The organism is Kaistia algarum (genome assembly GCF_026343945.1).
In the GTDB taxonomy this organism is placed as follows: Bacteria; Pseudomonadota; Alphaproteobacteria; order Rhizobiales; family Kaistiaceae; genus Kaistia; species Kaistia algarum.
Genome location: NZ_JAPKNJ010000005.1, coordinates 82,215 through 108,910, shown reverse-complemented (window position 1 = coordinate 108,910; position 26,696 = coordinate 82,215). Strand labels below are relative to the sequence as shown.

27 protein-coding genes are annotated in these 26,696 nt (G+C 65.8%); 22 read left to right on the top strand and 5 right to left on the bottom strand.

The features are described from left to right. Window positions 1–81: 81 nt before the first annotated feature. The gene (locus tag OSH05_RS24520) at window positions 82–1,257 is read right to left on the bottom strand and encodes a fumarylacetoacetate hydrolase family protein (protein WP_104220224.1); all 1,176 of its coding nucleotides are present in this window, start codon (window positions 1,255–1,257) and stop codon (window positions 82–84) included. A 161-nt stretch (window positions 1,258–1,418) separates the two neighbouring features. Between OSH05_RS24520 and OSH05_RS24515 the strand changes: the two genes are divergently transcribed. The 14 genes from OSH05_RS24515 (at window position 1,419) to OSH05_RS24450 (ending at window position 14,013) form a co-directional block, all read left to right on the top strand. Next, window positions 1,419–2,378 carry an isopenicillin N synthase family dioxygenase gene (locus OSH05_RS24515; protein WP_104220223.1) on the top strand — a complete coding sequence of 320 codons (960 nt, stop codon included), beginning with the start codon at window positions 1,419–1,421 and terminating at the stop codon, window positions 2,376–2,378. A gap of 309 nt (window positions 2,379–2,687) precedes the next feature. Beyond that, window positions 2,688–3,800: a BMP family ABC transporter substrate-binding protein gene (locus OSH05_RS24510; RefSeq protein ID WP_104220222.1), complete on the top strand. Its 1,113-nt coding sequence runs from the start codon at window positions 2,688–2,690 to the stop codon at window positions 3,798–3,800. A 140-nt stretch (window positions 3,801–3,940) separates the two neighbouring features. After that, window positions 3,941–5,062 (top strand): ABC transporter permease, encoded by a 1,122-nt coding sequence (locus tag OSH05_RS24505; protein WP_104220221.1) that lies wholly within the window; start codon window positions 3,941–3,943, stop codon window positions 5,060–5,062. Beyond that, complete coding sequence (locus OSH05_RS24500) at window positions 5,059–5,985, top strand: ABC transporter permease (protein ID WP_104220220.1); 927 nt, start codon at window positions 5,059–5,061, stop codon at window positions 5,983–5,985. The genes OSH05_RS24505 and OSH05_RS24500 overlap by 4 nt, the downstream gene beginning before the upstream one ends. Window positions 5,986–5,993: 8 nt before the next feature. Next, a complete protein-coding gene (gene biuH, locus OSH05_RS24495) occupies window positions 5,994–6,722 on the top strand; it encodes a biuret amidohydrolase (RefSeq protein ID WP_266353077.1) in 729 nt (242 codons plus the stop codon). Continuing rightward, window positions 6,722–7,831, top strand: a complete 1,110-nt coding sequence (gene atzD / locus OSH05_RS24490) for a cyanuric acid amidohydrolase (RefSeq protein WP_104220219.1) — start codon at window positions 6,722–6,724, stop codon at window positions 7,829–7,831. The genes biuH and atzD overlap by 1 nt, the downstream gene beginning before the upstream one ends. Window positions 7,832–7,898: 67 nt before the next feature. Then, window positions 7,899–9,440 (top strand): ABC transporter ATP-binding protein, encoded by a 1,542-nt coding sequence (locus OSH05_RS24485; RefSeq protein ID WP_207778790.1) that lies wholly within the window; start codon window positions 7,899–7,901, stop codon window positions 9,438–9,440. A 73-nt stretch (window positions 9,441–9,513) separates the two neighbouring features. After that, window positions 9,514–10,176 (top strand): cysteine hydrolase family protein, encoded by a 663-nt coding sequence (locus OSH05_RS24480; protein WP_104220218.1) that lies wholly within the window; start codon window positions 9,514–9,516, stop codon window positions 10,174–10,176. 17 nt (window positions 10,177–10,193) lie between these two features. Next, window positions 10,194–10,376, top strand: a complete 183-nt coding sequence (locus OSH05_RS24475) for a DUF4089 domain-containing protein (RefSeq protein WP_266353076.1) — start codon at window positions 10,194–10,196, stop codon at window positions 10,374–10,376. Further along, window positions 10,373–11,788 carry an AtzE family amidohydrolase gene (locus OSH05_RS24470; protein ID WP_165801648.1) on the top strand — a complete coding sequence of 472 codons (1,416 nt, stop codon included), beginning with the start codon at window positions 10,373–10,375 and terminating at the stop codon, window positions 11,786–11,788. The genes OSH05_RS24475 and OSH05_RS24470 overlap by 4 nt, the downstream gene beginning before the upstream one ends. Beyond that, window positions 11,788–12,195, top strand: a complete 408-nt coding sequence (hpxZ, locus tag OSH05_RS24465) for an oxalurate catabolism protein HpxZ (RefSeq protein WP_104220216.1) — start codon at window positions 11,788–11,790, stop codon at window positions 12,193–12,195. The genes OSH05_RS24470 and hpxZ overlap by 1 nt, the downstream gene beginning before the upstream one ends. Next, window positions 12,192–12,869 carry a GntR family transcriptional regulator gene (locus OSH05_RS24460; RefSeq protein ID WP_266353074.1) on the top strand — a complete coding sequence of 226 codons (678 nt, stop codon included), beginning with the start codon at window positions 12,192–12,194 and terminating at the stop codon, window positions 12,867–12,869. The genes hpxZ and OSH05_RS24460 overlap by 4 nt, the downstream gene beginning before the upstream one ends. Before the next feature lie 180 nt (window positions 12,870–13,049). Continuing rightward, window positions 13,050–13,493, top strand: a complete 444-nt coding sequence (locus OSH05_RS24455; RefSeq protein ID WP_133163130.1) for a hypothetical protein — start codon at window positions 13,050–13,052, stop codon at window positions 13,491–13,493. A gap of 4 nt (window positions 13,494–13,497) precedes the next feature. Next, window positions 13,498–14,013, top strand: a complete 516-nt coding sequence (locus OSH05_RS24450; protein ID WP_266353073.1) for an SH3 domain-containing protein — start codon at window positions 13,498–13,500, stop codon at window positions 14,011–14,013. Window position 14,014: 1 nt separating this feature from the next. Here OSH05_RS24450 and mtgA read toward each other — a convergent pair whose 3' ends face one another. Beyond that, window positions 14,015–14,716 carry a monofunctional biosynthetic peptidoglycan transglycosylase gene (gene mtgA / locus OSH05_RS24445; protein ID WP_104220214.1) on the bottom strand — a complete coding sequence of 234 codons (702 nt, stop codon included), beginning with the start codon at window positions 14,714–14,716 and terminating at the stop codon, window positions 14,015–14,017. Further along, window positions 14,713–15,630 carry a hydrogen peroxide-inducible genes activator gene (locus OSH05_RS24440; protein WP_104220213.1) on the bottom strand — a complete coding sequence of 306 codons (918 nt, stop codon included), beginning with the start codon at window positions 15,628–15,630 and terminating at the stop codon, window positions 14,713–14,715. The genes mtgA and OSH05_RS24440 overlap by 4 nt, the downstream gene beginning before the upstream one ends. Before the next feature lie 183 nt (window positions 15,631–15,813). Here OSH05_RS24440 and OSH05_RS24435 point away from each other — a divergent pair, with 183 nt between their 5' ends. From OSH05_RS24435 to OSH05_RS24425, 3 genes are all read left to right on the top strand, one after another. Next, on the top strand, window positions 15,814–16,365 hold the full coding sequence (locus OSH05_RS24435; protein WP_104220291.1) for a peroxiredoxin: 552 nt from the start codon (window positions 15,814–15,816) through the stop codon (window positions 16,363–16,365). Between the two features lie 165 nt (window positions 16,366–16,530). Continuing rightward, a complete protein-coding gene (locus OSH05_RS24430; RefSeq protein WP_104220212.1) occupies window positions 16,531–17,058 on the top strand; it encodes a carboxymuconolactone decarboxylase family protein in 528 nt (175 codons plus the stop codon). 47 nt (window positions 17,059–17,105) lie between these two features. Continuing rightward, window positions 17,106–18,011: a polyprenyl synthetase family protein gene (locus tag OSH05_RS24425; RefSeq protein WP_407660480.1), complete on the top strand. Its 906-nt coding sequence runs from the start codon at window positions 17,106–17,108 to the stop codon at window positions 18,009–18,011. A gap of 43 nt (window positions 18,012–18,054) precedes the next feature. Here the strand turns inward: OSH05_RS24425 and OSH05_RS24420 are convergent, their stop codons facing one another. Continuing rightward, a complete protein-coding gene (locus OSH05_RS24420) occupies window positions 18,055–19,143 on the bottom strand; it encodes a DUF1176 domain-containing protein (RefSeq protein ID WP_104220211.1) in 1,089 nt (362 codons plus the stop codon). A gap of 184 nt (window positions 19,144–19,327) precedes the next feature. Between OSH05_RS24420 and OSH05_RS24415 the strand changes: the two genes are divergently transcribed. The 3 genes from OSH05_RS24415 to OSH05_RS24405 all read left to right on the top strand — a co-directional run bounded on the left by OSH05_RS24415 (window position 19,328) and on the right by OSH05_RS24405 (window position 22,530). After that, a complete protein-coding gene (locus OSH05_RS24415) occupies window positions 19,328–19,831 on the top strand; it encodes a retropepsin-like aspartic protease family protein (RefSeq protein WP_133163129.1) in 504 nt (167 codons plus the stop codon). Window positions 19,832–19,948: 117 nt separating this feature from the next. Next, window positions 19,949–21,448 carry a phosphomannomutase/phosphoglucomutase gene (locus OSH05_RS24410; protein WP_104220209.1) on the top strand — a complete coding sequence of 500 codons (1,500 nt, stop codon included), beginning with the start codon at window positions 19,949–19,951 and terminating at the stop codon, window positions 21,446–21,448. Window positions 21,449–21,519: 71 nt separating this feature from the next. After that, window positions 21,520–22,530 (top strand): aldose epimerase family protein, encoded by a 1,011-nt coding sequence (locus OSH05_RS24405; RefSeq protein ID WP_104220208.1) that lies wholly within the window; start codon window positions 21,520–21,522, stop codon window positions 22,528–22,530. On the opposite strand, the gene OSH05_RS24400 is transcribed toward OSH05_RS24405, so the two are convergent. Beyond that, window positions 22,531–23,850, bottom strand: a complete 1,320-nt coding sequence (locus OSH05_RS24400; RefSeq protein ID WP_104220207.1) for an NAD(P)H-binding protein — start codon at window positions 23,848–23,850, stop codon at window positions 22,531–22,533. 165 nt (window positions 23,851–24,015) lie between these two features. Here OSH05_RS24400 and OSH05_RS24395 point away from each other — a divergent pair, with 165 nt between their 5' ends. Continuing rightward, window positions 24,016–25,272: a GTP cyclohydrolase II gene (locus OSH05_RS24395; protein ID WP_104220289.1), complete on the top strand. Its 1,257-nt coding sequence runs from the start codon at window positions 24,016–24,018 to the stop codon at window positions 25,270–25,272. A 200-nt stretch (window positions 25,273–25,472) separates the two neighbouring features. Next, window positions 25,473–26,693 carry a URC4/urg3 family protein gene (locus OSH05_RS24390; protein WP_104220288.1) on the top strand — a complete coding sequence of 407 codons (1,221 nt, stop codon included), beginning with the start codon at window positions 25,473–25,475 and terminating at the stop codon, window positions 26,691–26,693. Window positions 26,694–26,696: the final 3 nt, after the last annotated feature.

The window sequence follows — 26,696 nt, the reverse complement described above, 5'->3', positions numbered from 1 at the left end:
TGCTCAATCTCCCCGGCAATGGCAGCAGGACGGAAGTCGGGGTCGGCGCCGACCGCCAGTGAGGGGCCTCGCGGGACTTTCCTACAGCAGCCCGCGGCCCGCCAGATTGCGCATCAGAGCGGCCGTGCCGAAGGTCCAGGGTTCGGCGTCGTGCGTCAGCACCACGCGGTTGGATAGCTTGCCGAGCTTCGGGGCGGCGATGGTGACGATGTCGCCGATCTTGTGCGTGAAGCCCTGGCCGGGGCCGCCGCGATCCTGCACCGGCGCGAACATCGTGCCCAGATAGAGCACGAAGCCGTCCGGATATTGATGGTTCTTGCCGACGGTCTGCTTGACCAGATCGGCCGGGTCGCGGCTGATCTTCGACATTGCGCTCGATCCGTCGAGGCGGAAGCCATCCTCGCCGTCGACCGTGAGGCGCACGTCGGTCGCCCGTACGTCGTCGAGCGAGAATTTCTCGTCGAAGAGGCGGATCAGCGGGCCGAGCGAGGCGCTGGCATTGTTGTCCTTGGCCTTCGACAGAAGGAGCGCCGAGCGGCCCTCGACGTCGCGCAGATTGACGTCATTGCCGAGCGTGGCGCCGACGATCTGCCCGTGCGAGCTGACGACCAGCACGACTTCCGGCTCCGGATTGTTCCAGGTCGAGATCGGATGGATGCCGACCTCGGCGAGATGGCCGACCGTCGACATGGGCTGCGCCTTGGAGAAAATCTCCGCGTCGGGGCCGATGCCGACCTCGAGATATTGCGACCACATGCCCTTTTCGATGAGCAGCGCCTTGAGCGCCATGGCCGGCTCGGAGCCGGGCTTGAGCCCCGCGAGGTCGTCGCCGATCGTCGCCGTGATCTCGGCCCGGATCGCCACGGCGCGCTCGGGCAGACCGCGGGCCTGCTCTTCGATCACTCGCTCCAGCATCGAGACAGCAAAGGTCACGCCGGCGGCCTTCACTGCCTGAAGGTCGATCGGCGAGATCAGCCAGGGCTTCGTCGTGTCGCGGGTCGCGCGTGGCGTGTTGGCCAGGACTTCCTTGAAGCTGCCGATCCGTTCGCCATCCGCAAGCCGGGCGACCCGGGCCGGATCGTCGCGCTCGCAAAGGTCGCGCATGGTGATCGTCTCGGCGGAAATGTCGAAGAGTTCGCCGTCCCGCAGCACCACGACCGAAGGGCCGTCGAGATCCGGGCGGAACACGCGGCCGACCAGTGTCGCTCCATCGGCGTCGTCCGGCAGGGCGAAGGCGGGGGCGGTGTCGAGCGGCATGGGATCCTCCGGCAGTTTTTCGGATTCGGGCGGCGGGCATCGCCGCATTCGCGGGCGCGCAGGCTAACCTTGATGGCGTCCGGCGCCAACCGGTTATCGCAAGGACAGCCGGCACGCATATTGCTGTTATCGGAGCGTCTCATCGCAAAAGGCGGATCGTCATGACGCAGTCGCTTCCCATCATCGACATCAGCGGTCTTGTGGCCGGAAAGCCGGGCGCCGTCACGGCTGTGGCGGCGGAGATCGGCCAGGCAGCGCGCGAGATCGGATTCTTCTATGTTGCCGGCCACGGAATTTCCGGCGAGCGCTTCGAGCACCTGTTCGAGACGGCGCGACGCTTTTTCGCGCTGCCGCTCGACAAGAAGCAGGAAGTCGCCTTCGCCAAGTCGAAGCACAATCGCGGCTTCATCGCCATGAAGGGCGAATCGCTCGATCCCTCCAAGCCGGCCGATCTCAAGGAGGGGTTCAATATCGGGCTGGACCTGGCGCCCGACGATCCGCGCATTCTCGCGGGAGAACCGTTCCGCGGCGCTAATCTCTGGCCGGACATGCCGGGCTTTCGCGAGACGATGCTCGACTATTTCGGCGGCGTGCTGAAAGTCGGCCAATGCCTCCAGCGGGCCGTGGCGGTCGATGTCGGCCTGCCGGAGGACTTTTTCGAGGACAAGCTCGATCAGTCGTTGTCGACGCTGCGTCTGCTGCATTATCCGCCACAGCCGGCTTCCATCGAGCCGGGCCAGCTCGGCGCGGGCGAGCACACCGATTATGGCTGCCTCACCTTGCTGATGACCGATGATGTCGGCGGCCTCGAGGTGCGTCGGCGCGACGGGGCCTGGCTGGCGGCACCGCCGATCGCTGATGTCTTCGTGTGCAACATCGGCGACTGCCTGATGCGCTGGACCAATGACGTCTATGTCTCGACGCCGCATCGCGTCGTCAACCGGTCGGGCCGGGAGCGCTATTCGATCCCGTTCTTCCTCGATCCCAATCCGGACGCGCCGGTCGTCTCCATTCCCAGCTGCGTGAGCCCGGAGCGGCCGTCGCGGTACCCGCCGACTACCGGCGCGGAATATCTGCGCGAGCGGCTCACGCGCACCTATGCGCCTGGAATGATCGCCTGAGGGGCACTCCTTGGCCTGCGAAGACGGTAAATCGGTCAGCGGTCGGCCAAAATGTATGCAATTCATCCGAATTGTATGCATGACCACATTCGAGGGTCTGTCGCTCGTGCAGGAGCTGAGCGGGAGCCCTGCCGGGCTGGCGTGGCACATCACTTAAAAGCGAAGCGATTTCAGGAGGCTGGCGGACGGATGTGCGATTTTTGAGCCGCCCGCGCCGCAACTGGCACGGGCGTTGCGAACAAGGCCCTCGGGAGCACCCCGGCGGCGGCCAAGCGTCGCGCCGATGACCGTCTTGCGAGGTAATTGTCCATGTCCTTCACGCTTTCCCGCAGAACCCTTCTGAAGAGCGCCGCGATCGGCTCGCTCGGCCTGACGACCGGCCTCATGACCAGCCGGGCTGCGCGCGCCGACGGCCTCACCATCGGCCTCATCTATGTCGGCCCGCGCGACGACTATGGCTGGAACCAGGCGCATGCGGTCGCGGCCAAGGCGCTGGCCCAGGTTCCCGGCGTCAAGGTGGTTGAGGAAGAGAACGTCCCCGAGACCGTTGCCGTTTCGAAGACCATGGAATCGATGATCGAGCTCGATGGCGCGAACCTGATCTTCGCGACCTCCTTCGGCTATTATTCCCCCTTCATGGTCGACGAGGCCAAGAAATATCCCGACGTGCAGTTCCGCCATGCGGCGCCGCTCTGGAAGGAGGGCGACCCGAAGAATGCCGGCTCCTATTTCGGCTATCTCGACCAGGCCCACTACATCAACGGCGTCGCCGCCGGCCTTTCGACCAAGTCGAACAAGCTCGGTTTCGTTGCTGCCAAGCCGATCTCGTCGGTTCTCTCCAACATCAACTCGTTCACCATCGGCGCCCGCAAGGTCAATCCGAACGCCACCGTCCAGGTGATCTTCACCGGCGAGTGGTCGATGCCGGTGCGCGAGGCCGAGGCAACGAACGCGCTGATCGATGCCGGCTGCGATGTCATCACCTGTCACGTCGACAGCCCGAAGACCGTAATCCAGAACGCCGAGGCCAAGGGAGCCAAGACCTGCGGCCACAACGCCTCGCAGGCCGACCTCGCGCCGAAGGGCTTCATCACTGGCGCCGAATACAAGTGGGAGACGATCTACAAGCAGTTTGCCGACACGCTCGCCAAGGGCGGCACGCTGCCGAACTTCATCTCCGGCGGCTATGACGTCGACTTCGTGCAGAACACGCCCTATGGCGCCGGCGCCACGCCGGAAGCCATCGCAGCGGCCGATGCGGCCAAGGCCGACATCAAGGCCAAGAAGGCGATCTATGTCGGGCCGCTCAAGGACAACAAGGGCAACGAGGTGATCGCGGCCGGCGTCGAGCACGCGCCGTATGATCCCTGGATCGACAATATCGGCTTCCTCGTCGAGGGCGTTTCCGGCTCCATCACCTGAGGATGGCTGGTCCCGGCCTGGCGCTGGCCTGCACCCAGCGCGCGGCAGCATCCGGGGCCTGAAACCACAAGAACAATCGGCAGCCGATGGCTGCCGATCCATGCATTCGAGCCTGCCACCCGTTCGATCGGAGAGTCGTGATGGCCGATACCGTCAACCAGGATACAGTCGCCGTACCGATCGGCTCGGGCCTTGCCGATTTGATCGAGCGGGTCCGGCGCTCCTCGGAATATGTCCTGATCCCGCTCTTCGCGCTGGTGGCGGCGGGGCTCCTGTTCTCGATCTTCCTGCTGGCGCTGGGCCAGTCGCCGGCGACGTTCTTCTCGTTGCTGTGGAAGGGCGGCTTCGGTACGGCCTTCTCCTGGCAGAACACGCTGGTGCGATCGGCGCCGCTGATCCTCACCGCGCTTTGCGTCGCCATTCCGGCCCGGCTCGGCCTTGTCATCATCGGCGGCGAAGGCGCGCTGGTGCTGGGCGGCTTCGCGTCGGCGGTGGCGGCGATACCCTTCGTCCAGGCCGGCGCGCCGAACTATATCGTGCTGCCCGCCATGCTCGTCTGCGGCATGCTCGTCGGCGCCTTCTGGATCGGTCTCGTCGGCGTGCTGCGCCATTATCGCGGCATCAACGAGACGATCGCCAGCCTGCTCATGTCCTATATCGCGATCGCGATCATGAACTTCTTCGTCGAGGGCGCGCTGCGCGACCCCGGCAACCCGAACAAGCCGTCGACGCTGCCGATCGGCGAAGCCAACATGATCGGCCAGATCCCCGGCGTCGGTGTCCATTGGGGTCTTCTCGTCGGCATTGCCGTCGCGATCGTGCTCTGGATTTTGATGAATCGGACGACCTTCGGCTTCGCGGCTCGGGTCACCGGCGGCAATGTCCGCGCCGCGCGGGCGCAGGGTCTGCCGGTCGGCAGGCTTATGGTGATCGCCTGCGCCATTGCCGGTGCCTGCGCCGGACTTGCCGGCTTCTTCGAGGTCGCGGCGATCCAGGGCAAGGCCAATGCCTCGCTCGCTGCCGGCTATGGCTTCACTGGCATCCTCGTTGCCTTTCTGGCCCGCCAGAACCCGCTTGCCATCGTGCCGGTCGCCATTTTCCTTGGCGGCATCGCGGCGGCTGGTGGCCTGATCCAGCGTCGCATGGGCATGCCGGATGCCACCGTGCAGGTGCTGCAGGGGCTGATGTTCGTCGTGCTGCTGGTCAGCGAGACGCTCTATGGCCGCATTCCCTTCTTCCGTCCGAGAGGAGACAAGCGATGAACGAGACCGACATCGGCTTCTGGGGCGTTCCCCTTGCGATGTTTGCCGGCGCGATCCGCGTTTCGACGCCGTTCCTGTTCGTCTCGCTCGGCGAGTGCCTCACCGAGAAGTCCGGCCGTATCAACCTTGGGCTGGAGGGCACACTCGTCTTCGGCGCCATGTCCGGCTACGCCATCGCCTATCTGACCGGCTCGCCCTGGCTCGGTGTCCTTTGCGCCGGCCTGTCAGGCTCGGTGTTCGGCGCGATCCACGGCTATATCTGCAAGCTGCCCAAGGTCAACGACATCGCGATCGGCATCGCGATGATGCTGTTCGGCACCGGCCTCGCCTTCTTCTTCGGCAAACCCTTCATCCAGCCGCAGGCGCCGCATCTGCCCTCGATCGAACTCGGCGGCTGGTCGAGCCTGCCGCAGGTCCGCTCGGCGCTGGAAATCAACCCGCTGTTCTTCCTCGGCTTCCTGCTGGCGATCGCAATGTGGTGGGCGTTCAAGAACACGCGCTGGGGCCTGATCATCCGCATGACCGGCGACAGCGCCCCGGCGGCGCTGGCGATGGGTTATTCGGTCGACCTCGTGCGCTTCCTGGCGACGACGGTCGGCGGCTTCTTCGCCGGTATCGGCGGCGCCTTCCTGTCGCTCTATTATCCGGGGGCCTGGAGCGAGGGGCTTTCCTCCGGCCAGGGCCTGATGGCTGTGGCGCTCGTCATCTTCTCGCGCTGGAACCCGCTCGCCTGTTTCGGCGCGGCGCTGCTCTTCGGCGCGGCTGGCGCGCTCGGGCCGGCGCTCCAATCGGTCGGCATCACGCAGGGCTACTACTTTTTCAACGCCGCGCCCTATTTGCTGACGCTCTTCATCATGATCGCGTCCGTCTCGCCGAAGCGTTCGCTGAAGGGCGCGCCGGGCGAACTCTCGATCACCAAGTGAGGCATGGAATGAGTTCGGCAATTCTCGACGAGCGCGTCGCGTCGGCCATGGTCAAGGGCGGGCGCACCATCGCATCCGATCCCTATCCCTGGCCGTTCGATGGCGACCTGCGCCCTGCCAATACGGCGCTGATTGTCATCGACATGCAGGTCGATTTCTGTGCCCCCGGCGGCTATGTCGATTCGATGGGCTACGACATTTCGCTGACCCGAAAGCCCATCGAGCCGATCGCCGCCCTGCTGGACGTCATGCGCGCCAAGGGCTACCCCGTGATCCATACGCGCGAGGGCCACAAGCCGGATCTCTCCGACCTGCCGGCTAACAAGCGCTGGCGCTCGCAGCGGATCGGTGCCGGCATCGGCGACCAGGGCCCGTGCGGGCGCATCCTCGTTCGCGGCGAGCCGGGCTGGGAGATCATCCCGGAATTGCAGCCGATCGCGGGCGAGGCGATCATCGACAAGCCCGGCAAGGGCTCCTTCGTCGCGACCGATCTCGAACTCGTGCTGCGCGGCAAGGGCATCCGCAACATCGTGCTGGCCGGCGTCACCACGGATGTGTGCGTGCACACGACGATGCGCGACGCCAACGACATGGGCTATGAGTGCCTGCTGCTGGAGGATTGCACGGCTGCGACGAAGATCGAGAACCATCTCGCCGCCATCGACATGGTGAAGATGCAGGGCGGCGTCTTCGGCGCGGTCGCCACCTCAGCGGCCCTGATCGCGGGGCTTGCATGATGGTTCGCAGCGCCTTTGTGCATCGCTTCGCCGCGCGGGCGCCGGACGATGTCGAGCCGATCGCCGCGTCGATCGCCGATGGCTCGCTGCCGGCGGACGGCATCGTCGCGATCCTCGGCAAGACCGAGGGCAATGGCAATGTCAACGACTTCACCCGCGCCTTCGCCGTTCGCGCGCTCAAGGATCTGATGCGCGCGCATCTCGATGAAGCCGCGGTGGAGCGCATCTCCTATGTGATGTCGGGTGGCACGGAGGGCGCGCTCGCGCCGCATTTCCTGGTGCTCGGCCGGACGGCGGCCGGCGATAGTGGCGCCTCGCCCGCGCTGGCGATCGGCGGCGCCCATACCGCCAAGATGCCGGGCGAGGATCTCGGCCGCATCGGCCAGGTCCGCCTCGTTGCCGATGCCGTGCGCGCGGCCATGTATGACGCCGGCATCGACCATCCGGACGACGTCCATTTCGTGCAGATCAAGTGCCCGCTACTGACGGCCGAGCGCATCGCCGCTGTCGAGGCGCGGGGCAAGTCCGTCGCCATCCGCGACACGCTGAAATCCATGGGCTATTCGCGCGGCGCCTCGGCGCTCGGCGTCGCCGTGGCGCTTGGCGAGATCGCGATCGACGCCATTGATGATGCCGTGATCGGCCGCGATCCCTCGCTCTGGTCCGGCCGCGCCTCCACATCGGCCGGCGTCGAGCTCGAAAACCATGAGATCGTGGTCATGGGCATGAGCAGCGCCTGGAGCGGCCCGCTCGTGATCGATCATGCCGTCATGAACGATGCGATCGACGTCGAGCCCGTGCGCCTGGCGCTGAAGCGGCTCGGCTTCCAGGCACCCGGCCAGCTCTACCCGGAGGAGCGACCGGCGCTCGTCGGTCTGCTTGCCAAGGCCGAGGCCGGCACGACCGGCAGGCTGCGCGGCCGGCGCCACACCATGCTCGACGATTCCGACATCGCCTCGACCCGCCATGCCCGCGCCTTCGTCGCCGGCGCGCTCGCCTCGCTCGTCGGCCATGCCGAGATCTTCGTTTCCGGCGGCGCCGAGCACCAGGGCCCGGATGGCGGCGGCCCCGTCGCCCTCATCGCCGATCGGTCGAGGCTGCCATCATGAGGGGGAAGGCGACACTGGCTCGATCCATCCTGAATACCATTCGTATCGAAGCGAAGAGGACGAACCCATGAGTGCCGTTCCCGCCACACCGACGCATCCCCGCCGCGCCGTCGAGTTGCAGACGATCGGCATGACCAAGATTTTCGGCCCGCTGATCGCGCTGGAGGATGTTTCGATCCATGTCCGGCCGGGCACGCTGCATGCGCTGCTCGGCGAGAACGGCGCCGGCAAGTCGACGCTGGTCAAGTGCATCATGGGCTTCTACCAGCCGACGCGGGGTTCCGTGCTCGTCGACGGCAAGGAAGCGGTGATCGCGACGCCGCGCGATGCGCATGCGCATGGAATCGGCATGGTTTACCAGCACTTCACGCTGGTGCCCTCGCTCACCGCCGCCGAGAACCTCGTCATCTCCCGCGCTCGTCCCCCGGCGGTGATCGACTGGAAGAAGGAAATCGCGGGCCTCGAGGCGTTTCTCGACAAGATGCCGTTCAAGGTGCCACTGACGGTTCCGATCGCCAATCTCTCGGCCGGCGAGAAGCAGAAGCTCGAAATCCTGAAGCAGCTCTATCTCGACCAGCGCTTCCTGATCCTTGACGAACCGACCTCCGTGCTGACGCCGGGCGAGGCCGACGAGATGCTGGGGCTCTTGCGCGGCATGACGCAGGCCGGCGATCTCACCATTCTGATGATCAGCCACAAGTTCCGCGAGGTCATGGCCTATGCCGACGACGTCAGCGTGCTTCGGCGCGGGCGGATGATCGGCGGCGGCCGCGTCGGCGAGCTCAGCATCGACGACATGAGCCACATGATGATCGGCGACACCAAGATCCGCGAGCGCGCCGCCCGAAAGACCTTCGAGGAACAGCCCGTCGTGCTGGAACTCGCGGGCATCTTCGCCGAGGACGATGGCGGGCTCCCGGCCGTCGAGGGCGTCAATCTGAAGGTCCATGCCGGCGAGATCGTCGGCATTGCCGGGGTCTCGGGCAATGGACAATCGACGTTGATCGAGGTGCTTTCGGGCCAGCGCGACATGACCGACGGCCAGCTCTTCATCGACGGCAAGGATTTTGAGCCGACCCGGCAGAAGATGGCCAAGTTCAAGGTGTTCGGCCTTCCCGAGGAACCGCTGAAGAACGCGGCCGTGCGGCGCATGACGGTGGCCGAGAACATCGCCTTCCGCTCCTTCGACGAGCCGCCGATCGCCGGCAAGTTCGGCTTCATGTCGCCGAAGCCGATGCGCAAGAAGGCACGCGAACTGATCGCGCAATATCGCATCAAGACGCCGTCGACCGAGGAGCCGATCGAGAATCTCTCCGGCGGCAATGTCCAGCGCGCGATCCTGGCGCGCGAACTCTCGGGCGAGGTCGAGGTGCTGATCGTGGCCAATCCCTGTTTCGGCCTGGACTTCGCCTCGGTCTCCGAAATCCGTTCGCAGATCATGGACCAGCGCAACCGCGGCGCCGCCGTGCTGCTGGTTTCCGAGGATCTGGACGAGATCCTGGAGCTTTCCGACCGCGTCGCGGTCATGTCGGGCGGCGGTATCCATTATGTGGTGCCGATCGCCGAGGCCGATCGCAATTCGATCGGCAAGGCGATGGCGGGGCATTGATGATGGAGGAAATTGCGCCCACCCGTTGCGTGCTCGACCTCTCCCTCCGGGAGCGCTGGAGAGGAGTGCCAAGATGATCACCGTCGAAGCGAAGCCGTTCGCCTATGCCTTTCCGCCAGATAGGACGGCGCTGATCGTCATCGACATGCAGCGCGACTTCGTCGAGCCGGGCGGCTTCGGTGAGACGCTCGGCAATGATGTCGGCCTGCTCCGGGCGATCATTCCAACCGTCGCCGATCTGCTGGCACTGTTCCGCGACAAGGGCTGGATGGTCATCCATACGCGCGAGGGCCACAAGGCGGACCTTTCCGACCTGCACCTCGCCAAGCGCGATCGCGGCAGCCCGACGCTGAAGATCGGCGATCCCGGCCCGATGGGCCGTATCCTGATCCAGGGCGAGCCGGGCCATGACATCATCCCCGAAAACTATCCTCTTCCCGGCGAACTGGTGATCGACAAGCCTGGCAAGGGATCGTTCTACAATACGGGACTTGCCGGCCATCTCGAAGCCAATGGCATCACCCATCTCGTCGTGGCCGGCGTCACCACCGAGGTCTGCGTGCAGACGACTTTGCGGGAGGCGAATGATCGCGGCTATGAGTGCCTTTTGGTGGAAGATGCAACCGAGAGCTACTTCCCGGCCTTCAAGCAGGCTACGCTCGACATGATCCGCGCGCAGGGCGGAATCGTCGGCTGGACCGCGCCGCTGGCGGCGTTGAAGGCGGCGGCAGGCTGATGCGGGCGGAAATGGCAATGCAGGACTTCGATGCCGAGGCGCATGTCGCGCATATGGCAAGTGTGATGGGGCTGGAGATCCAGCCGGAATGGCGCGCGAGCGTCGTCGCCAATATGGCGGCCACGGCGCGGGCTGCGTCGCTTGTCGTCGATTTCCCGCTGGAAGAAGCCATCGAGCCAGCGCCGGTGTTCGAGCCGTGACCCATTTCGCCGACATTCTCTTCCGCCCCGGTCACGAAATCGTCGCCGATGTCGCCGCGCGCCGGCTTTCCGCTCGCGAGGTCGCGGAGGCCGCGCTCGATGCGATCGAGGCGACTAACCCGGCGCTGAACGCCTTCACCGACATCACCCATGAACGCGCCACGCTGGAAGCCGACCGCGTCGACGATCTCGTCAAGCGCGGTGCGGCGCCGCCGCTGGCGGGGCTGCCCTATTCGGTCAAGAACCTCTTCGACGTCGAAGGCGTCACGACCCGCGCCGGCTCGAAGATCAACCGCGACAATGCGCCGGCCGGCCGCGATGCCGGCCTGGTCGAGCGCATGGGCGCTGCGGGCGGCGTGCTGCTCGGCGCGGTCAATATGGGCGAATATGCCTATGATTTCACCGGCGAGAACGCCCATGACGGTGCCTCGCTCAATCCACACGATCCATCGCGCATGTCGGGCGGCTCGTCGGGCGGATCGGGAACCTCGGTCGCCGCCGGCATGGTCGCGGTCTCGCTCGGCTCCGATACCAACGGCTCGATCCGCGTGCCTTCGTCGTTCTGCGGCCTCTACGGGCTGAAGCCGACCTATGGAAGGCTGACGCGCTCGCGCACCTTCCCCTTCGTCGGCAGCCTCGATCATCTGGGGCCGCTCGCGCGCTCGCCGCGCGATCTGGCACTGGTGCTGGATGCGTTGCAGGGTGCCGATCCCGATGATCCGGCGCAGATCGCAAGGCCGTCGATCGCCGGCATGGAAGCGATCGCGCAGGGGGTCGACGGGCTCCGCGTTGCCGTCGCTGGCGGCTATTTCCGCCGGCAGGCCAAGCCGGAAGCGCTGGCGGCGGTGGATCATGTGGCGAAGGCGCTCGGCGCCGATCGCGAGGTCGAGCTGTTCGAGGCCCACCGCGCCCGCGCGGCGGCCTATCTGATCACGACGTCGGAATCGTCGACGCAGCATTTCGGCCGGCTCCGGCAGCGCGCCGCCGATTTCGATCCGGATACGCGCGACCGCTTCCTTTCCGGCGCCATGGTGCCGGCGGCCTGGTATATCGCGGCTCAGCGCTTCCGCTCCCTCTTCCGCGATGAAATGCGGCGCCTGTTCGAGACGGTCGACGTCATTCTGGCGCCGGCGACGCCGTTCTTCGCGCTGCCCTCCGGCACCAAGACCGTCGAACTCGACGGCGTCAGCCTGCCGGCGCGGGCCAATATCGGCATTTTCACGCAGCCGATCTCCTTTGTAGGCCTGCCGGTCGTGGCCGTGCCCGTCTGGCTGCCGGGTTCGAAGCTGCCGATCGGCGTCCAGGTCATCGCGCCGGCCTGGCGCGAGGATATCGCGCTACGGGTCGCCGAAATGCTCCATGCGGACGGCGTCACGGCCGCGCCGGTCGCGCCCCTTTCTGAGAAACGCTGATGAACGAAATCGATATTCCCGAGGTGAAGGCGGAACTTGAGGCGGCCTTCAGCGTCTATGAAGAAGCGTTGGTCAACAATGACGTCGACGCGCTCGACAGCCTCTTTCTCGATCAGCCGACGACGATCCGCTATGGCGGCGGGGAGAACCTCTATGGCTATTCCGAGATCGCCGCCTTTCGTGCCGGCCGCTCGCCAGCCGGATTGATGCGCAGCCTGGAGCGAACGGTCATCACCACCTATGGACGGGATTTCGGCGTCGCCTCGACCTTGTTCCGGCGTTCCAATGCGCCGGGAAAGATCGGCCGGCAGATGCAGAGCTGGGTGCGCACGGAGGCGGGCTGGCGCGTCGCCGCCGCCCATGTCTCGGTGATCGCAGATCCCGATAGCGGAGGAGGGCCGGCGTGACCGTCCGCGAGAGCGAGCCACGACAGGCGCCGGTTCGCCGGACGCGGACGGAAGATCTGCGGCTGCAACTCGCGGACGACATCGTGCGCGGCATCTTCGCGCCTGGCGATCCGCTGGACGAGATCGGGCTGGCGACACGCTATGGCGTTTCGCGCACGCCGGTGCGCGAGGCTCTGCGCCAGCTTTCCGCCAGTGGCCTGGTCGAGATTCGCCCGCATCGCGGCGCCATCGTCACGCGCCCCTCCGAGACGCGCCTGCTTGAAATGTTCATCGTCATGGCCGAGCTCGAAGGCCTTTGCGCCGGGCTCGCGGCCGAGGCGATGTCGATCCTGGAGCGGCGCGAACTCGACAAGCTGCATCGCCAGCTCGGCGAACTGGTCGAGATCGGCGATACGACACGTTACGCCCTCGCCAATGAGCGCTTCCACGGCGCCATCTATACCGGCTCGCACAACGCCTATCTGGCCGAATTGACGCTCGGCACGCGCGCCCGCCTCGCGCCCTTCCGCCGCGCCCAGTTCCGCCAGAGCGGCCGCGTCGCCGACTCGTTCCATGAGCATGACCGGATCGTGCGCGCCATCCTGGCCGGCGACCGCGACGGCGCGACTCGAGAGATGCGCGACCATATTGGCACCGTCAAGGAAGCCTTCGACCGCTATATCGAAGGCCGATAGAGGCAATATGCCCACGGGTTGTTGTATTCTTCCACGCAGAGGTGACGGCGTGCTTCGGTCGATCTCCGCCTGATACAAATCGTAACAACAATCCGCTGGGCGGAAATCGGCGGGCAACGTCGAATGGCCATGTTCGATCTCGGGAAGGGGCGTTGTACCAACCGCCTTCAGGAGACCTTCATGCGTTCCATTATCCTCGGACTTGCCTTCGTCGCCGCGCTGGACGCGGGCACTGCTTTCGCCGCCGAGCGCAGCGGCACGACGACCATCGATATTGATGGCCGCAGGATCGTTCAGACCTTCAAGACCAGCTTCGATCCGGCGGACGGCACGTTCAAGACATCCGGCACCTTCACGCTGCCGAATGGCCGAGAGGGTGCCTATGCGCTATCCGGCACCTGCCGCCCCGAAACCCGCAGCTGCGATCTTTCCGGCAGCGGCGTCGGTCCGCTCGGCAACAAATGGACCGGCACGGGCCTCGCCAGGCGTTCCGGCGACAAGACCACCATCACCGCGACGCTGATCGGGCCCGCCGGACGCACGATCAGGATCGACCGCGAGGTTGAGGGCGATGCTATACTCCCGCCGAGCTTCCAGCTGATTCAACCTGCCACCCGGAGATAGAACTTTGCGAAACCGGATCCTTGCCCTTCTCGCGTTCGGCGCCGCCTTGCTGGTGCCGGGCCTTGCCGCCGCGGCGACGACAGCCGTGACCACGACCAAGGTCAACCTTCGGGCCGGTCCGGGCACCAACTACCCGGCCGTTACGGTCCTGCCGGCGGGGGCCGGGATCACGGCCTATGGCTGCCTGCCCGACTACAGCTGGTGCGATGTCGGCTGGGGCGCGGCGCGCGGCTGGATCGCCGCCTCCTACATGCAGACGGTCTATCGCGGGAACCCGGTGGTGGTCACCGCCGGGGTTGCGACCGCGGTCGGCATTGGCGTCGTTGCGTATAACCGCGCCTATTGGGACCGCTATTATGCCGGCCGGCCGTGGTATGGCAGCTGGAATTCCTATTACGGGCGTGGCGTCACGACCAGCGGCGCCGTCGCCTGCGGCCAGCGCGGCTGCGCCGGCACCCGTGCCGTTACCGGCCCGCACGGCAACACCGTTAGGCGCAGCGGCGCGGTCCGGCGCTATTGATCTACAGACAGCCGAGATAATCGCCGGCCTGGCGGGCCATGCCTTCGATCGTGCGGGCGCGCGATTGCAGGAAGCGAGTCGGCTTGGCCGGGTTCCGGTCGATCGGGTTAGGGAGGGCGGCGGTCAGCAGCGCCGCCTGCCTGGCCGTCAGGTCCTTGGCCGATTTGTTGAAATAGTGCCGCGAGGCCGCCTCGACGCCGAAGATGCCGGGGCCCCATTCTGCAATGTTCAGATAGATCGTCAGGATTCGCCGCTTGGTCAGCACGAAGTCGGCATAATAGGCGAGGGGGATTTCGAGCCCCTTGCGCACATAGCTGCGCGATTGCCAGAGGAAAAGGTTCTTCACCGTCTGCATAGGGATCGTGCTGGCGCCGCGCGACGGGCCCTTCTTTGAATCGAGCACGAGGTTCAATTGCTGCCAGTCGACGCCCGAATGCTGGCAGAAGCGGCCATCCTCTGACATCACCACCGAGGCGACCATTGCCGGCGCGATCTGGTCGAACGACACCCAGTCGCGGTCCATGCCCTGGAAGGTCAAAGCCGACCAGAGCATCAGCGTGGAGACCGGCGGGATGAACGCATAGACCGGCGTCAGCACCAGCGGCAGCGCCGCAATGACGACCAGCACTTTCAGTGCCGCCTTCGCGAGGCCGCGGCGATCCGCGAGCCGGCTGGTCCATGCCGTGGGCCAGGACAGGCTCATGCCGCCTCCGCCGCCGGCTCAAGAGCAAAGCGGCGCAGATAGTGAGCGAGCAGACGGAAATCGGTTTCCCGGCTGGAGCCCTTGCGCCAGACAAGACCGAGCAAGCGGCGCGCCGGTCGCGCCTCGATCTCGGAAAGCGAGATATCGGTGCCGGCGAGGAGGCCCGCCTCGACGGCGATGCGCGGTACGAAAGTGATGCCGAGACGGTTGTCGACCATCTGGACCAGCGTCGACAGGCTGGAGGCTCGGATCTCCTCGCTTTGTCGATCGACGAGTTCAGGCGCGGCGGCGCGGACGTGATCGGAGAGGCAGTGGCCGTCCTCCAGCAGCAGCAGCGTTTCGCCGGCAAGCTCGGCCGGCTTCACGGTGCGCCGACCGGCGAGGCGATGGCCGCCATCGACGGCGAGCAGCAGGCTGTCCTCGGCCACGATCTCGTGCACGAGCCCCTCGGTCGCGATCGGAAAGGCGATGAGGACGGTGTCGAGCCGCCCGGCGCGCAGATCTTCCAGCATGGTCCGCGTCAGGTCCTCGCGAAGATGCAGCCGGAGTTCCGGATAGGCGCGGCGCAGATGCGGCAGCGCGCGCGGCAGGAAATAGGGCGCGATCGAAGGGATGACGCCGAGCCGCAGCCGCCCGGCCAGCGGTGCATGGCCGGCGCGCGCGGCATCGACCATATCGCGCGCATCGACCAGCAGCGTCTTCATCCGAACAAGCGCCAGCTCGCCAGCCGGCGTCAGGCTTGTCATGCGGTTGGATCGGTCGACGAGTGCAACGCCGATAATGTCCTCGATCTGCCGGATCGCGTCGGAAAGCGTCGACTGCGTGACATGGCAGACGGCCGCTGCCCGGCTGAACGATCCCTGATCGGCGAGGGCGACGAAGTACTGCATCTGTCGGAGCGTGGGCAATTGCATGCTCAAGCCATAAACGGCGCGGCATCACGCCGCAATCGGTAAATCCGATCGGTTTCTTCGGATATTACGGTTTGACCGATGGGGTTCGTCGTGCGATCTCTTCGCATATGCAGCAGCCATGCGGCCTGTCCGTGTGCGTTGCGCCAACGGCCTCTTTCGAATTCAACCTGAATGGAGACGACCATGTTCGGCATCGGCGAGAAGCTGCCTGCGTTTTCCGTAACCGGCGTCAAGCCGGGCTTCAACAACCATGAAGAAAATGGCGAGAGCGCCTTCGAGACGGTGACCGAGGCCAGCTTCCCCGGCAAGTGGAAGGTCATCTTCTTCTATCCGAAGGACTTCACTTTCGTCTGCCCGACCGAGATCGCCGAATTCGCCCGGCTGGCCAGCGAGTTCGAGGATCGCGACGCGGTCGTGCTCGGCGGCTCGACCGACAATGAATTCGTCAAGCTCGCCTGGCGCCGCGACCACAAGGATCTCGATCGGCTGCCGATCTGGTCGTTCGCCGATACCAATGGCTCGCTGGTCGATGGCCTGGGCGTCCGTTCGCCGGCCGGCGTCGCCTACCGCGTGACCTTCGTCGTCGATCCCGACAATGTCATCCAGCACGTCTATGCGACCAACCTCAATGTCGGCCGCAACCCGAAGGACACGCTCCGCGTCCTCGACGCGCTGCAGACGGACGAACTCTGCGCCTGCAACCGCGAAGTCGGCGGCCAGACGCTGGCGGCGTGATCCCGTCCGGGGGCCGTATTCCTTCTCGACCTCTCCCTGAGGGAGAGGTCGGCCGCAAGGCCGGGAGAGGGTTTGCAGCCTTTCCGGATGGTCCCCCAAAACCCTCTCCCGACGGCTTCGCCGTCGACTCCCCCTCAGGGGGGAGGTGAAAAGCCCGAGGCACCCATGTCGATCGATAGCCTGAAGTCCCGCATTCCGGATTTTGCCAAGGACGTCCGGCTCAATCTATCTGCGCTCGCGTCCGACGAGACGCTGACCGAGCAACAGAAATACGGGCTAATGGTCGCCTGCGGCATTGCCAGCCGCAATCCTGAGGTGCGCGCCGCGCTCGAACTCGAGGCAGCGCCGCATCTGACCCCGGTCGCGCTCGCTGCTGCCAAGGCCGCCGCGACGATCATGGGCATGAACAATATCTACTACCGCTTCACCCATCTCGTCTCGAACGACGAATACCGCACGCTGCCGGCCAAGCTCCGAATGAACGTGATCGGCAATCCGGGCGTCGACAAGATCGATTTCGAGCTCTGGGCGCTGGCTGTCTCCGCCATCAATGGCTGCGGCGCCTGCATGGACAGCCATGAGGCCGTGGTTCGCAAGGGCAATGTTCCCGTCGAGGCGATCCAGGCCGCTGTGCGCTTCGCGGCCATCATCCAGTCTGCCGCGATCGCTCTGGAGGCGGCTGAGGCCGCTTGACGATCGTCCGCCAAGCTGCGAACTCGGACCGGCGCGCCGGAGTTCGCATCGTGCCCGATTTCACCACCCGCCTTGCCGAGACCGCCGACGCGGTCGAGGCCCTTCTCGACAGCCTGCTGTCGCCCGAACTGCGGGACGGCGAGATCGCCCGTCCGGCTCGATTGCTCGCGGCCATGCGCCATGCCGTTCTCGGTGGCGGCAAGCGGCTGCGTCCCGCGCTGATCGTCGAGACGTCGAGGCTTCTGGGCCGCGAGGATGACGGCGTGCTGCGAGCCGGCGCGGCGGTGGAATGCCTCCACGGCTACAGTCTCGTCCATGACGATCTGCCGGCCATGGACGATGATGATCTGCGCCGCGGCCGCCCGACCGTGCACAAGGCCTATGACGAGGCGACGGCGATCCTGGCCGGCGATGCCTTGCAGACCTTGGCCTTCGACATCCTCGCCGACCCCGCGACCGACCCCGATCCGGCGATCCGCGCCGATCTCGTGCTCCATCTCGCCCGCGCCTCGGGCCTCGGCGGCATGGCCGGCGGGCAGATGCTCGACCTTGATGCCGAGCGCGTCGCGCCCGACGAAGCCGGTATTCGGCGGCTGCAGGCGATGAAGACCGGCGCGCTCATCCGCTTCTCCTGCGAGGCCGGCGCCATTCTCGGCCGCGCCGACGCCGGGGAACGGGCCGCGCTCCGCCGTTTCGGCGAGATCATCGGCCTCGCCTTCCAACTTGCCGACGATCTCCTCGACGTGACCGCAACCCCGGAAGCCGTCGGCAAGGCGACAGCCAAGGACGCGGCGAGAGGCAAGGGCACGCTGGTCTCGCTCCATGGCATCGATGCCACGCGCGAGCGGCTCGCCCAACTGGTTGGCGAGGCGGAGGCGGTGCTGCAGCCTTTCGGGAGCCGGGCCGAGACGCTGATCGAGGCCGCGCGTTTCGTGGCGATGCGGGAGAACTGAGTTCGGCGCAAGCCCGGCGTGACTCTGCGGCTGCGGCTTCGGTCTATCTCACCTCCGCCCGGTACATCACCGGCCATTCGCCGGGCGGGACGCCCTGGCAATCGGTCATCGCGGTGTAGCTCGACAGACGAAACGCCTCGCCGTCCCAAACCCAGTCTTCGGTTTCGCCGCAATCGGCGATGCCGCGGCCCTTGGCGAAGGCCGAGAGCGTCATGGTCTTTTCGTCGAAGGAGGGGTTAATGAGAATTCCCTGCTCCTCCAGACCGCCGCCCTCATCGTCGCTGGATGCCAGAGCCGGCGGAAGCACGAAGCTGGCCTTTGCAGGGACGCCGTCCGAGCCTGCGATCCAGAATTGGGCGCTGAAACTATAGGCGCCCGATCCGCAGAGCGCCCCATAGAGGCGCCTTCCGCCGCCCAGATCGGCGACGATCGGCTCGATCTGGTCCATCGCATCGGCGCAGTCGCCGGTCTTGGCGAGTTCCAGGACCGAGTTCGGGAGGGTTTGTGGAACTTCGGCGGTGGATGCGGCCGCCTGGATCACCGGTAGCGCCGGGACGGGGGGAATGGCCGATGCCGGCTTGGCGCCGCGCTTGACCAGCGCCGTCTTCGTCCCGATCCGCTGCTGCTCGTCATCAAGCCACAGCATGGCGGCGCTGGCCCCATCGAGCGACAGCGTCGCCTCGATCGGAGACCCCTCGGCTTTGGTGACTGCAAGCGTGAGAAAATCCACCTTGCGAAGGAGCGCGAGGATCGCCGGAACATTGTCGGCCGGGACCGGCGCGCGGAAGAAATTGTCACCTTCCTCGATCGCAAATGGCCCGAAGGACGGCCCGCCCTTCGCGGCGAGGACCAGGGTCTTCGGCGTATCGTCGCCGCCGTCTGCCAGGCTGAAGCCGAGGCTGAGGCTCGGAAACGCGTCCGCATCGCCCTGGCGGTCCAGCCGGATCCAGGCCCCGATCATCGTCTCGTCGACCGTCGTGGCGAAGCCGAAGGCGCTGCAGGCGCGATGGTTGTCGCAAGATCCTGTCCATTGGCGGATCGTCTTGCTCGACGGCGGCTCGGCGCGCGCCTGCAGCGCCGGAGCTGAAACCAGGATAGCGATCAGCAGCAGAATGGGGGGCAGGGGATGCATGGCGATACCTCGTCTCGGCAAGCCGTGGCGTCTAGCGCATTCCGGGCGGTCCACCTGTGATGACCGTCACCGCCCCACATGGGGATTAAGCCGGCGTTGACGATAGTTTCATGTCGGCCTTCCGGCTTGACGCGATGTTATCGCGTCGGCGGCAGGCTGCGACCTTCTTGTGCAGGTCGTTTCGATGCTGATGCGCCTCATCCTCCTGGCCGCCGTCACGATGATCATCGCCGGTGCGGCCGCCCAATACGGTTTCTTTGACCGGTTCGTCGCCATGACGGGCGCACCGGCCGTGTCGTCCGCTGGCACGGTGCCGACCGGCCCGGTCGTGCTGCAGGCTGGTGATAGCGGACATTTCTTCGTCGATGCCAGCGTATCGGGCCGCCCGGTTCGCTTCATGATCGATACGGGGGCCAGTGTCGTCGTGCTTTCCGGCGAAACGGCCCGACGCATCGGTATTCGCCCGGCGGCGGGTGATTTCAGCGGTGCCAGCCAGACCGCGAATGGGATCGTCGCGATCGCGCCGGTGCGCCTTGACGAAATCCGCATCGGATCGATCCGGCTTCGGGACGTCGATGCGGCCGTGCTGCCCGAGGGGGCAAGCGCGGTCGATCTGCTGGGCATGAGCTTCCTGAAGCGGCTGCGCAGCTTCCAGTCGAGCGGCCGGCAGATGACGCTTTCGCCTTGAGCCGCGTCTTTGGCACGACATGTGCGTCTTCTAGGGAAGCGAAAAGCCGCTGTTGCTTTTGACGCCCGCTTCCGCGCAAATCCCAACCGAATGAAATTTGAAACGCGAGTATTGCCTATGTTTCCGACGCCGGTCCCCAAGCTCCTCCGCAACACCTATGACTTCGAATCGAAGCCGATGGTGAAGCCGACGGGCTTTCGCGAATATGACGCGCGCTGGCTGTTCGGTGACGAAATCAACCTGATGGGCGTTCAGGCCCTCGGCATGGGCCTCGGCACCTTGCTCGGCGAACTGGGCGTCAAGCGCGAACTGGTCACCGGCCACGACTATCGGTCCTATTCGTCCGCGATCAAGCTGGCGTTGATCACCGGCCTGATGGCGGCCGGCGTCAAGGTGCACGATATCGGTCTCGCGGTGACGCCGATGGCCTATTTCGCGCAGTTCGATCTCGACGTGCCGGCGGTTGCGATGGTCACGGCCTCGCACAACGAGAATGGCTGGACCGGCGTCAAGATGGGCGCGGCGCGGCCGCTGACCTTCGGGCCGGATGAGATGAGCCGGCTCAAGGAGATCGTGCTGGCGGCGGCGTTCGACCTCTCCGGTGGCGGTTCCTATGTGTTCCACGAGAATTTCCCGGCCCGCTACATGGCCGAGATGACCAACCGGCCGAAGCTCTCCCGGCCGATCAAGGTCATCGCCGCCTGCGGCAATGGCACCGCTGGCGCCTTCGCGCCGAAGGCACTGGAGATGATAGGCGCCGACGTCATCCCGATGGATGCCGAGCTCGACTACACCTTCCCGCGCTACAATCCCAACCCCGAAGACATGAAGATGCTGCACGCGATCCGCGATGCGGTGCTGGAGCACGGCGCCGAGGTCGGCCTTGGCTTCGACGGCGACGGCGATCGTTGCGGCGTGGTTGACGATACGGGCGACGAGATTTTCGCCGACAAGGTCGGCGTCATGCTGGCACGCGATCTTTCCGCTCTTCATCCCGGCGCGACCTTCGTCGTTGACGTGAAGTCGACCGGCCTGTTCGCCACCGATCCCGTGCTGATCGCCAATGGCGTTAAGGCGGATTACTGGAAGACCGGCCATTCCTATATCAAGCGCCGGGTCAATTCGCTGAACGCGCTCGCCGGCTTCGAGAAGTCGGGCCATTATTTCTTCAACGCCCCGATCGGCCGCGGCTATGATGATGGCTTGGTCTCGGCGCTCGCCATTCTCGACATGCTTGACCGCAATCCTGGGAAGAAGATGTCGGAGCTGAAGCTGGCCCTGCCGAAGACCTGGGGCTCGCCGACCATGTCGCCGCATTGTGACGACGAGAAGAAATATGGCGTCATCGACAAGGTCGTCGCCCGCTTCGAAGCGATGAAGGCCAAGGGCGAGCCGGTCGCCGGTCAGAAGATCATCGACCTGATCACCGTCAACGGCGTGCGTGTCGTCAACGAGGACGGCACCTGGGGTCTGGTGCGGGCATCCTCCAACAAGCCGGAGATGGTGGTCGTGGTCGAGAGCCCCGTCTCCGAGGCGCGCATGCACGAGATGTTCCATGCGGTCGACGACGTGCTGCGCGAAAACCCCGAGGTTGGCGCCTACAACCAGACGATCTGATCGAGGCACTGGCGGGGCGCTCCCGGACGCTCTATCGTCCGACGAAAAGAGACTATGGAGACGCCCCGACCATGACCGACCGTCCTTTCGGCACCCTCGCCGACGGCACCCCGATTCGCGCCGTCGATATCGCCCATGGCGGCCTCCGGGCGACGATCCTGACCTATGGCGCCGTGGTCCAGGATATCCGCCTCGACGGCGTCCCGCATCCGCTGGTGTTGGGTTTCGATTCGATCGAAGGCTATTTGCGCAATCCCTCCTATTTCGGTGCTGTCGCCGGCCGCTTCGCCAACCGGATCGGCAAGGGTCGCTTCACGCTGGACGGCGCGACCTGGCAACTTTCGACCAATGATGGCGACAATCATCTTCATGGCGGCGCCGCTGGCTTCGGTACCCGCTCCTGGAAGCTGGTTGGATCGACGCCGTCGAGCGTCACGCTCGGGATCGTCGGCGAGGATGGCGAGAACGGCTATCCGGGCCGGGTCGAGGTCGAACTGACCTATAGCGTCGAGGCGCCGGCGACGCTGTGTACCAGCCTCCGCGCGACCACCGACAAGGCCACGATCGTCAATCTGGCGCAGCATTCCTATTTCAATCTCGACGGCACCGGCACGATCCGCGACCACGAACTGACAATCCCAGCCGAGACCTATCTTCCGGTCGATTCAGGGAAAATCCCGACAGGCGCCTTCGCGCCGGTCTCAGGCACGCCGTTCGACTTCCGAGCTGGGCGGCGGATTGGCGAGGGCTTCGACGACGTCGTCGATCTCTATGACCACAATCTCGTCGTCGAGCGCACGAAGACCGGCGAGATCCATCCGCTCGCCCGTCTCGTCTCGGCGAAGAGCGGCGTCTTCCTCGACGTCACCTCGACCGAGCCGGGTGTGCAGTTCTATGGCGGACAGATGATCGGCTGCCGCGACGCCGGCATCAATGGCGAGGTCTACGGGCCGAATGCCGGCCTCTGCCTCGAGGCGCAACTCTTTCCCGACGCGCCGAACCACGCCGATTTCCCGAGCGCGCTGCTACGCCCCGGCGAGGAATATCGCCAGGAGACGCTGTTCAGCTTCGGCCGGATCTGATCAGCGCTCGTCCATCAGCGCCGACGCGACCAGCGCCAGAACGACGGCCGGTACCAGCTTGACGAGGGGGCCAAGCGGATTGAGCCAGAGCCCGGGCTGCATGGCTGTCGCGGCCGCTCCGAACAGGACCGGCAGCACGGCCATCAGCTTGAGCGCCCTTCGGCTTTGGCTGCGTACGCAGGCGGCCAGCCCGAGGGCGATCGCTGCCAGCGAGCCCACAGCGATCGCGCCGGTGGCGACCAGCGGCGGCCATCCGATGACGTCCAGCGTGCTTGTCGCCAGGTCGAGCCGCGCGAGGCCGATGGCGCCGGACGCCAGCCAGAACAGCGCCAGCGTCAGGATCGCCAGCGGCTTCAGGAAATAGAGCCGCGCGAACCACCGCTCCTGCACGCCGGAGGGCCAGGCGGCCAGCATCGAGGTGAAATCGCGCGGCTTGATGCCAAGAACGCGCTGCGCCGCCTCGCCATCGCCTGTGATCCCGGCCTTCAGCTGGCGCATGGCCGTCGAGCGCATCGGGCTGCGCCAGCCGAGCCCGCCGACCAGATCGGCGATGAGCACGAAGGGCCAGGCGAGAAAGGCCGGAATCCGCAGGACGGGCGCCGGTGCGAGACCGAGCCAGCCGCGCATGCGCGTCAGAATATCGGCAAATGTCGGCGTATCGGTGCTGACGATATCGATCGACAGGCGGGCATGCCGCCATGGCTCCGTCGCGCGTATGACTGCCTCGGCGACGTCCTCGACCGAGACGGGCTGCACGATGCTGCGGCTATGCACGACCGGAATGACCAGGGGGAAGGCCGCAAGGCCGCGCAGGAGCGCCGATCCGCCATAGGCGGATGGGGCGATAACAAAGCCCGGCCGCAGGATCAGCCAGTCGAGATCGAGGGCCTTGAGGCCGTCCTCGGCCTCCTGCTTGGTGCGGTTGAAGGCGGTTGGCCGGCCCGGGACGACGCCAGCCGCCGAGACGTGAACGACGCGGCGGACCCCGGCGGTGACGCAGGCCCGATACAGCGCGAGCGTTCCCTCGACATGCGCGACAGCGAGATGGTCCCGCGGTCCGTTCTGCAGCGCGCCGGCGCAGTTCACCACCGCGTCCACGCCGGACAGTGCCTCCTGCCAGGCGTCGGGCGTGGTCATGGTCGCCATGTCCCCGGCGATCCATTTCGCATAGGGAAAGCGCCGCGCGGCGACCTCGATCTCCCGCCCGAAGCCGACAATGTCGAGGTTCCGCGCTTGCAGGCGCGCCAGAACATACGCACCTATGAGGCCATAGCCCCCGACGACGAGTATCCGCCTCCGCCGCTGCGGTTCGGCATCCATTTCCATTCCCCTGATCGCAGTCCCCGAACGGCGATTTTCGCGACATGCTCCTAGCAGGCTATGGCGGCGATGTTGCAACAATCTGCTTCCTTTCCGCGTCAGAGCGCCGCATTCTTCGCATTCGAATAAATTGTCGGGATGAACCCGGCAGAAGGCTTCGGACCCATGAGCAGCAATCGCTCCACCCATATTCGCCTGACCTCCCATCCGGGCGCCCAGGCGCCCGTCCGCTTTCCGATCCGCTGGGGAGACGCCGACCCGCTGAAGCGCGGCCCGATCATCGGCACGGTCGTCCATCCGGCCGACCGCAATACGATCGGCACGCATGGCGGTTCCTATTCGCTCTATCGCGCGCTCGCCGTTTCCTCGGGAGCACTCAATCCCATCCAGCGGCCGGATCTGCGCAACACCTCGCCGGTTGTTTCGATCGGCCCGCATCCGCAATGGTCGGAGCCCGGCAAGATCATCTCTCTGGATCCGTTCGGGCATCTGGCGGCGGATATCTTCGCCAAGGAAATTGCCGAGGGCGTCGACATCCGGCCGACGATCGCCATCACCAAGGCGCGGCTCACCATGGCCGAATTGCATGACGCGATCCGCCGCGGGCGACTTCCGATCGATGGCGAGATCGTGCGCGAGAATGGCGATGTGTCGGTGACCAAGGCCGCGATCGATCCGGTCTGGTATCTGCCGGGCATCGCGGCGCGATTCAGCGTCTCCGAGGATCAGCTTCGGCGGACCCTGTTCGAGCAGACCGGCGGCATGTATCCCGAACTGGTGACGCGGCCCGATCTCGACGTGTTTCTGCCGCCGATCGGCGGCATCACGATCTATATATTCGGCGATCCCGCGGCGCTGTCCGATCCGAAGCGCACGCTGGCCTGCCGCGTCCATGACGAATGCAACGGCTCGGACGTGTTCGGCTCCGATATCTGCACCTGCCGGCCCTATCTGATCCAGGGCATCGAGGAAGCGGTCAAGGAAGCACAGAAGGGCGGCGCCGGGCTCGTCGTTTACAATCGCAAGGAGGGTCGGGCGCTCGGCGAGGTGACGAAGTTCCTCGTCTACAACGCCCGCAAGCGCCAGGAGGGCGGCGACCAGGCCGCGACTTATTTCGAGCGCACCGAATGCGTCGCCGGCGTGCAGGATGCGCGCTTCCAGCAATTAATGCCCGACATATTGCACTGGCTCGGAATTCGCCGGATCGACCGGTTCATCTCGATGTCCGACATGAAATACGACGCGATCACGGGGTCCGGAATCGAGATCGTCGAACGGGTGCCGATCCCGGAGGATCTGATCCCGATCGATGCACGGGTGGAAATGGACGCCAAGAAGGCCGCGGGCTATTTCTCGGCCGCCGCGCCGCCGACGGCGGAAGATCTGACGAAGACCGTCGGCCGGTCGCTGGAGAAGTACTAGCCGGACTGATCTTGCTGGTTGGCGCCGAATGTCCAGGCGATTCCCTCCCCCTTGCGGGGAGGGCCAGGGAGGAGATACTGGCGAGATATCGCCGGATACGCAGCTTTTCCGCCCTCCACCCCAGCGATTTTGCGAACCCCCTCCTCGGTCCTCCCAGCAAGGGGGAGGAAGAAGAAGGGGCTCTGTGCCAGACGGAGTTGATCTTGGATATACCTTCCCTCCTCACCTCCGCCGCCGTTCGCGAACGGGCGCACCGGCTGCTCGATCTGGGGTCCCAGGGAAAGCTGGAGCATTTCGGCGTCGACCTGTCGCGCCTGCCCGCCGTTGCCGATTATGTGATCGACACCATGCAGTCGGCCTATCCGGATGGCGACATTCCGTTCCACTCGCGCTGGCGGCATTTCGAGGCTGGCGGGATCGATCGTTGGGGCGGGCTCGTCGATGCGGCGGGGATCACGGATCCGATGGTTTTCGGGCGCGCCGCCTATGATCTGGCGATCCTGAGCGTCCTGCTCGATGCAGGCGCTGGGCCGGACTGGAAATATGTCGAGGCGGCGACCGGCGAGACGTTCGTCCGCTCGGAAGGGCTCGCCGTCGCGAGCTTCGCGATGTTCGCCTCGGGGCTCTTCTCCGCCGATCCGGCCGATCCACTGCGCGCCGATGCTTCGGCGCTTGCAGCCCTCGGCACAGAAGAACTCGCGGAGGGATTTCAGGTCGGGCCCGACAACCCGATCGTCGGCCTCGAAGGCCGGGTGAAGCTGTTAAACGCGCTGGGTCTCGCGGTCGCCGATCGGCCGGATATTTTCGGCGAGGACGAGGCTCGGCCGGGCGGATTGTTCGATACTGTCGTCGGGCGTGCCGTTGACGGCAAGGTGGCGGCGCCCGTCGTGCTAGAGTTGGTGCTGGAGGGGCTGGGGCCGATCTGGCCGAGCCGTCTCGTCGTCGACGGCGTGTCGCTCGGCGATACGTGGCGTCATGGCAAGCTCGTCACCGATGATGCGACGAGCGGGCTCATGCCGTTCCACAAGCTATCGCAATGGCTGACCTATTCGCTGCTGGAGCCGCTGATCTGGACTGGCATCGAGGTGGTCGACCTCGATGGGCTGACCGGACTGCCGGAATATCGCAATGGCGGGCTGTTCATCGATTTCGGCGTGCTGGCGCCGAAGGATCCGAATGCATTCCTGAAGGTCTGGAAGGCGGGAGACGAGTTCATCGTCGAGTGGCGCGCGCTCACCGTGGCCTTGCTCGACCGGACGGCGGAACTGATCCGCGCCCGCCTCGGTCTCGATGCGAACTCCCTGCCGCTCGCCAAGGTGCTGGAAGGCGGGACCTGGGCGGCCGGGCGCCGCATCGCCAGGGAGAAGCGCGTCGGTGGCGGTCCGCCGCTTCGCCTCGAAAGCGACGGCACCGTATTCTGAGGT

Bases quoted from the DNA above. Each gene is read 5' to 3' on its own strand.
- OSH05_RS24520 (WP_104220224.1), bottom strand. From the start codon at position 1,257: ATGCCGCTCGACACCGCCCCCGCCTTCGCCCTGCCGGACGACGCCGAT.
- OSH05_RS24515 (WP_104220223.1), top strand. From the start codon at position 1,419: ATGACGCAGTCGCTTCCCATCATCGACATCAGCGGTCTTGTGGCCGGA.
- OSH05_RS24510 (WP_104220222.1), top strand. From the start codon at position 2,688: ATGTCCTTCACGCTTTCCCGCAGAACCCTTCTGAAGAGCGCCGCGATC.
- OSH05_RS24505 (WP_104220221.1), top strand. From the start codon at position 3,941: ATGGCCGATACCGTCAACCAGGATACAGTCGCCGTACCGATCGGCTCG.
- OSH05_RS24500 (WP_104220220.1), top strand. From the start codon at position 5,059: ATGAACGAGACCGACATCGGCTTCTGGGGCGTTCCCCTTGCGATGTTT.
- biuH (WP_266353077.1), top strand. From the start codon at position 5,994: ATGAGTTCGGCAATTCTCGACGAGCGCGTCGCGTCGGCCATGGTCAAG.
- atzD (WP_104220219.1), top strand. From the start codon at position 6,722: ATGGTTCGCAGCGCCTTTGTGCATCGCTTCGCCGCGCGGGCGCCGGAC.
- OSH05_RS24485 (WP_207778790.1), top strand. From the start codon at position 7,899: ATGAGTGCCGTTCCCGCCACACCGACGCATCCCCGCCGCGCCGTCGAG.
- OSH05_RS24480 (WP_104220218.1), top strand. From the start codon at position 9,514: ATGATCACCGTCGAAGCGAAGCCGTTCGCCTATGCCTTTCCGCCAGAT.
- OSH05_RS24475 (WP_266353076.1), top strand. From the start codon at position 10,194: ATGCAGGACTTCGATGCCGAGGCGCATGTCGCGCATATGGCAAGTGTG.
- hpxZ (WP_104220216.1), top strand. From the start codon at position 11,788: ATGAACGAAATCGATATTCCCGAGGTGAAGGCGGAACTTGAGGCGGCC.
- OSH05_RS24455 (WP_133163130.1), top strand. From the start codon at position 13,050: ATGCGTTCCATTATCCTCGGACTTGCCTTCGTCGCCGCGCTGGACGCG.
- mtgA (WP_104220214.1), bottom strand. From the start codon at position 14,716: ATGAGCCTGTCCTGGCCCACGGCATGGACCAGCCGGCTCGCGGATCGC.
- OSH05_RS24440 (WP_104220213.1), bottom strand. From the start codon at position 15,630: ATGCAATTGCCCACGCTCCGACAGATGCAGTACTTCGTCGCCCTCGCC.
- OSH05_RS24435 (WP_104220291.1), top strand. From the start codon at position 15,814: ATGTTCGGCATCGGCGAGAAGCTGCCTGCGTTTTCCGTAACCGGCGTC.
- OSH05_RS24430 (WP_104220212.1), top strand. From the start codon at position 16,531: ATGTCGATCGATAGCCTGAAGTCCCGCATTCCGGATTTTGCCAAGGAC.
- OSH05_RS24420 (WP_104220211.1), bottom strand. From the start codon at position 19,143: ATGCATCCCCTGCCCCCCATTCTGCTGCTGATCGCTATCCTGGTTTCA.
- OSH05_RS24415 (WP_133163129.1), top strand. From the start codon at position 19,328: ATGCTGATGCGCCTCATCCTCCTGGCCGCCGTCACGATGATCATCGCC.
- OSH05_RS24410 (WP_104220209.1), top strand. From the start codon at position 19,949: ATGTTTCCGACGCCGGTCCCCAAGCTCCTCCGCAACACCTATGACTTC.
- OSH05_RS24405 (WP_104220208.1), top strand. From the start codon at position 21,520: ATGACCGACCGTCCTTTCGGCACCCTCGCCGACGGCACCCCGATTCGC.
- OSH05_RS24400 (WP_104220207.1), bottom strand. From the start codon at position 23,850: ATGGATGCCGAACCGCAGCGGCGGAGGCGGATACTCGTCGTCGGGGGC.
- OSH05_RS24395 (WP_104220289.1), top strand. From the start codon at position 24,016: ATGAGCAGCAATCGCTCCACCCATATTCGCCTGACCTCCCATCCGGGC.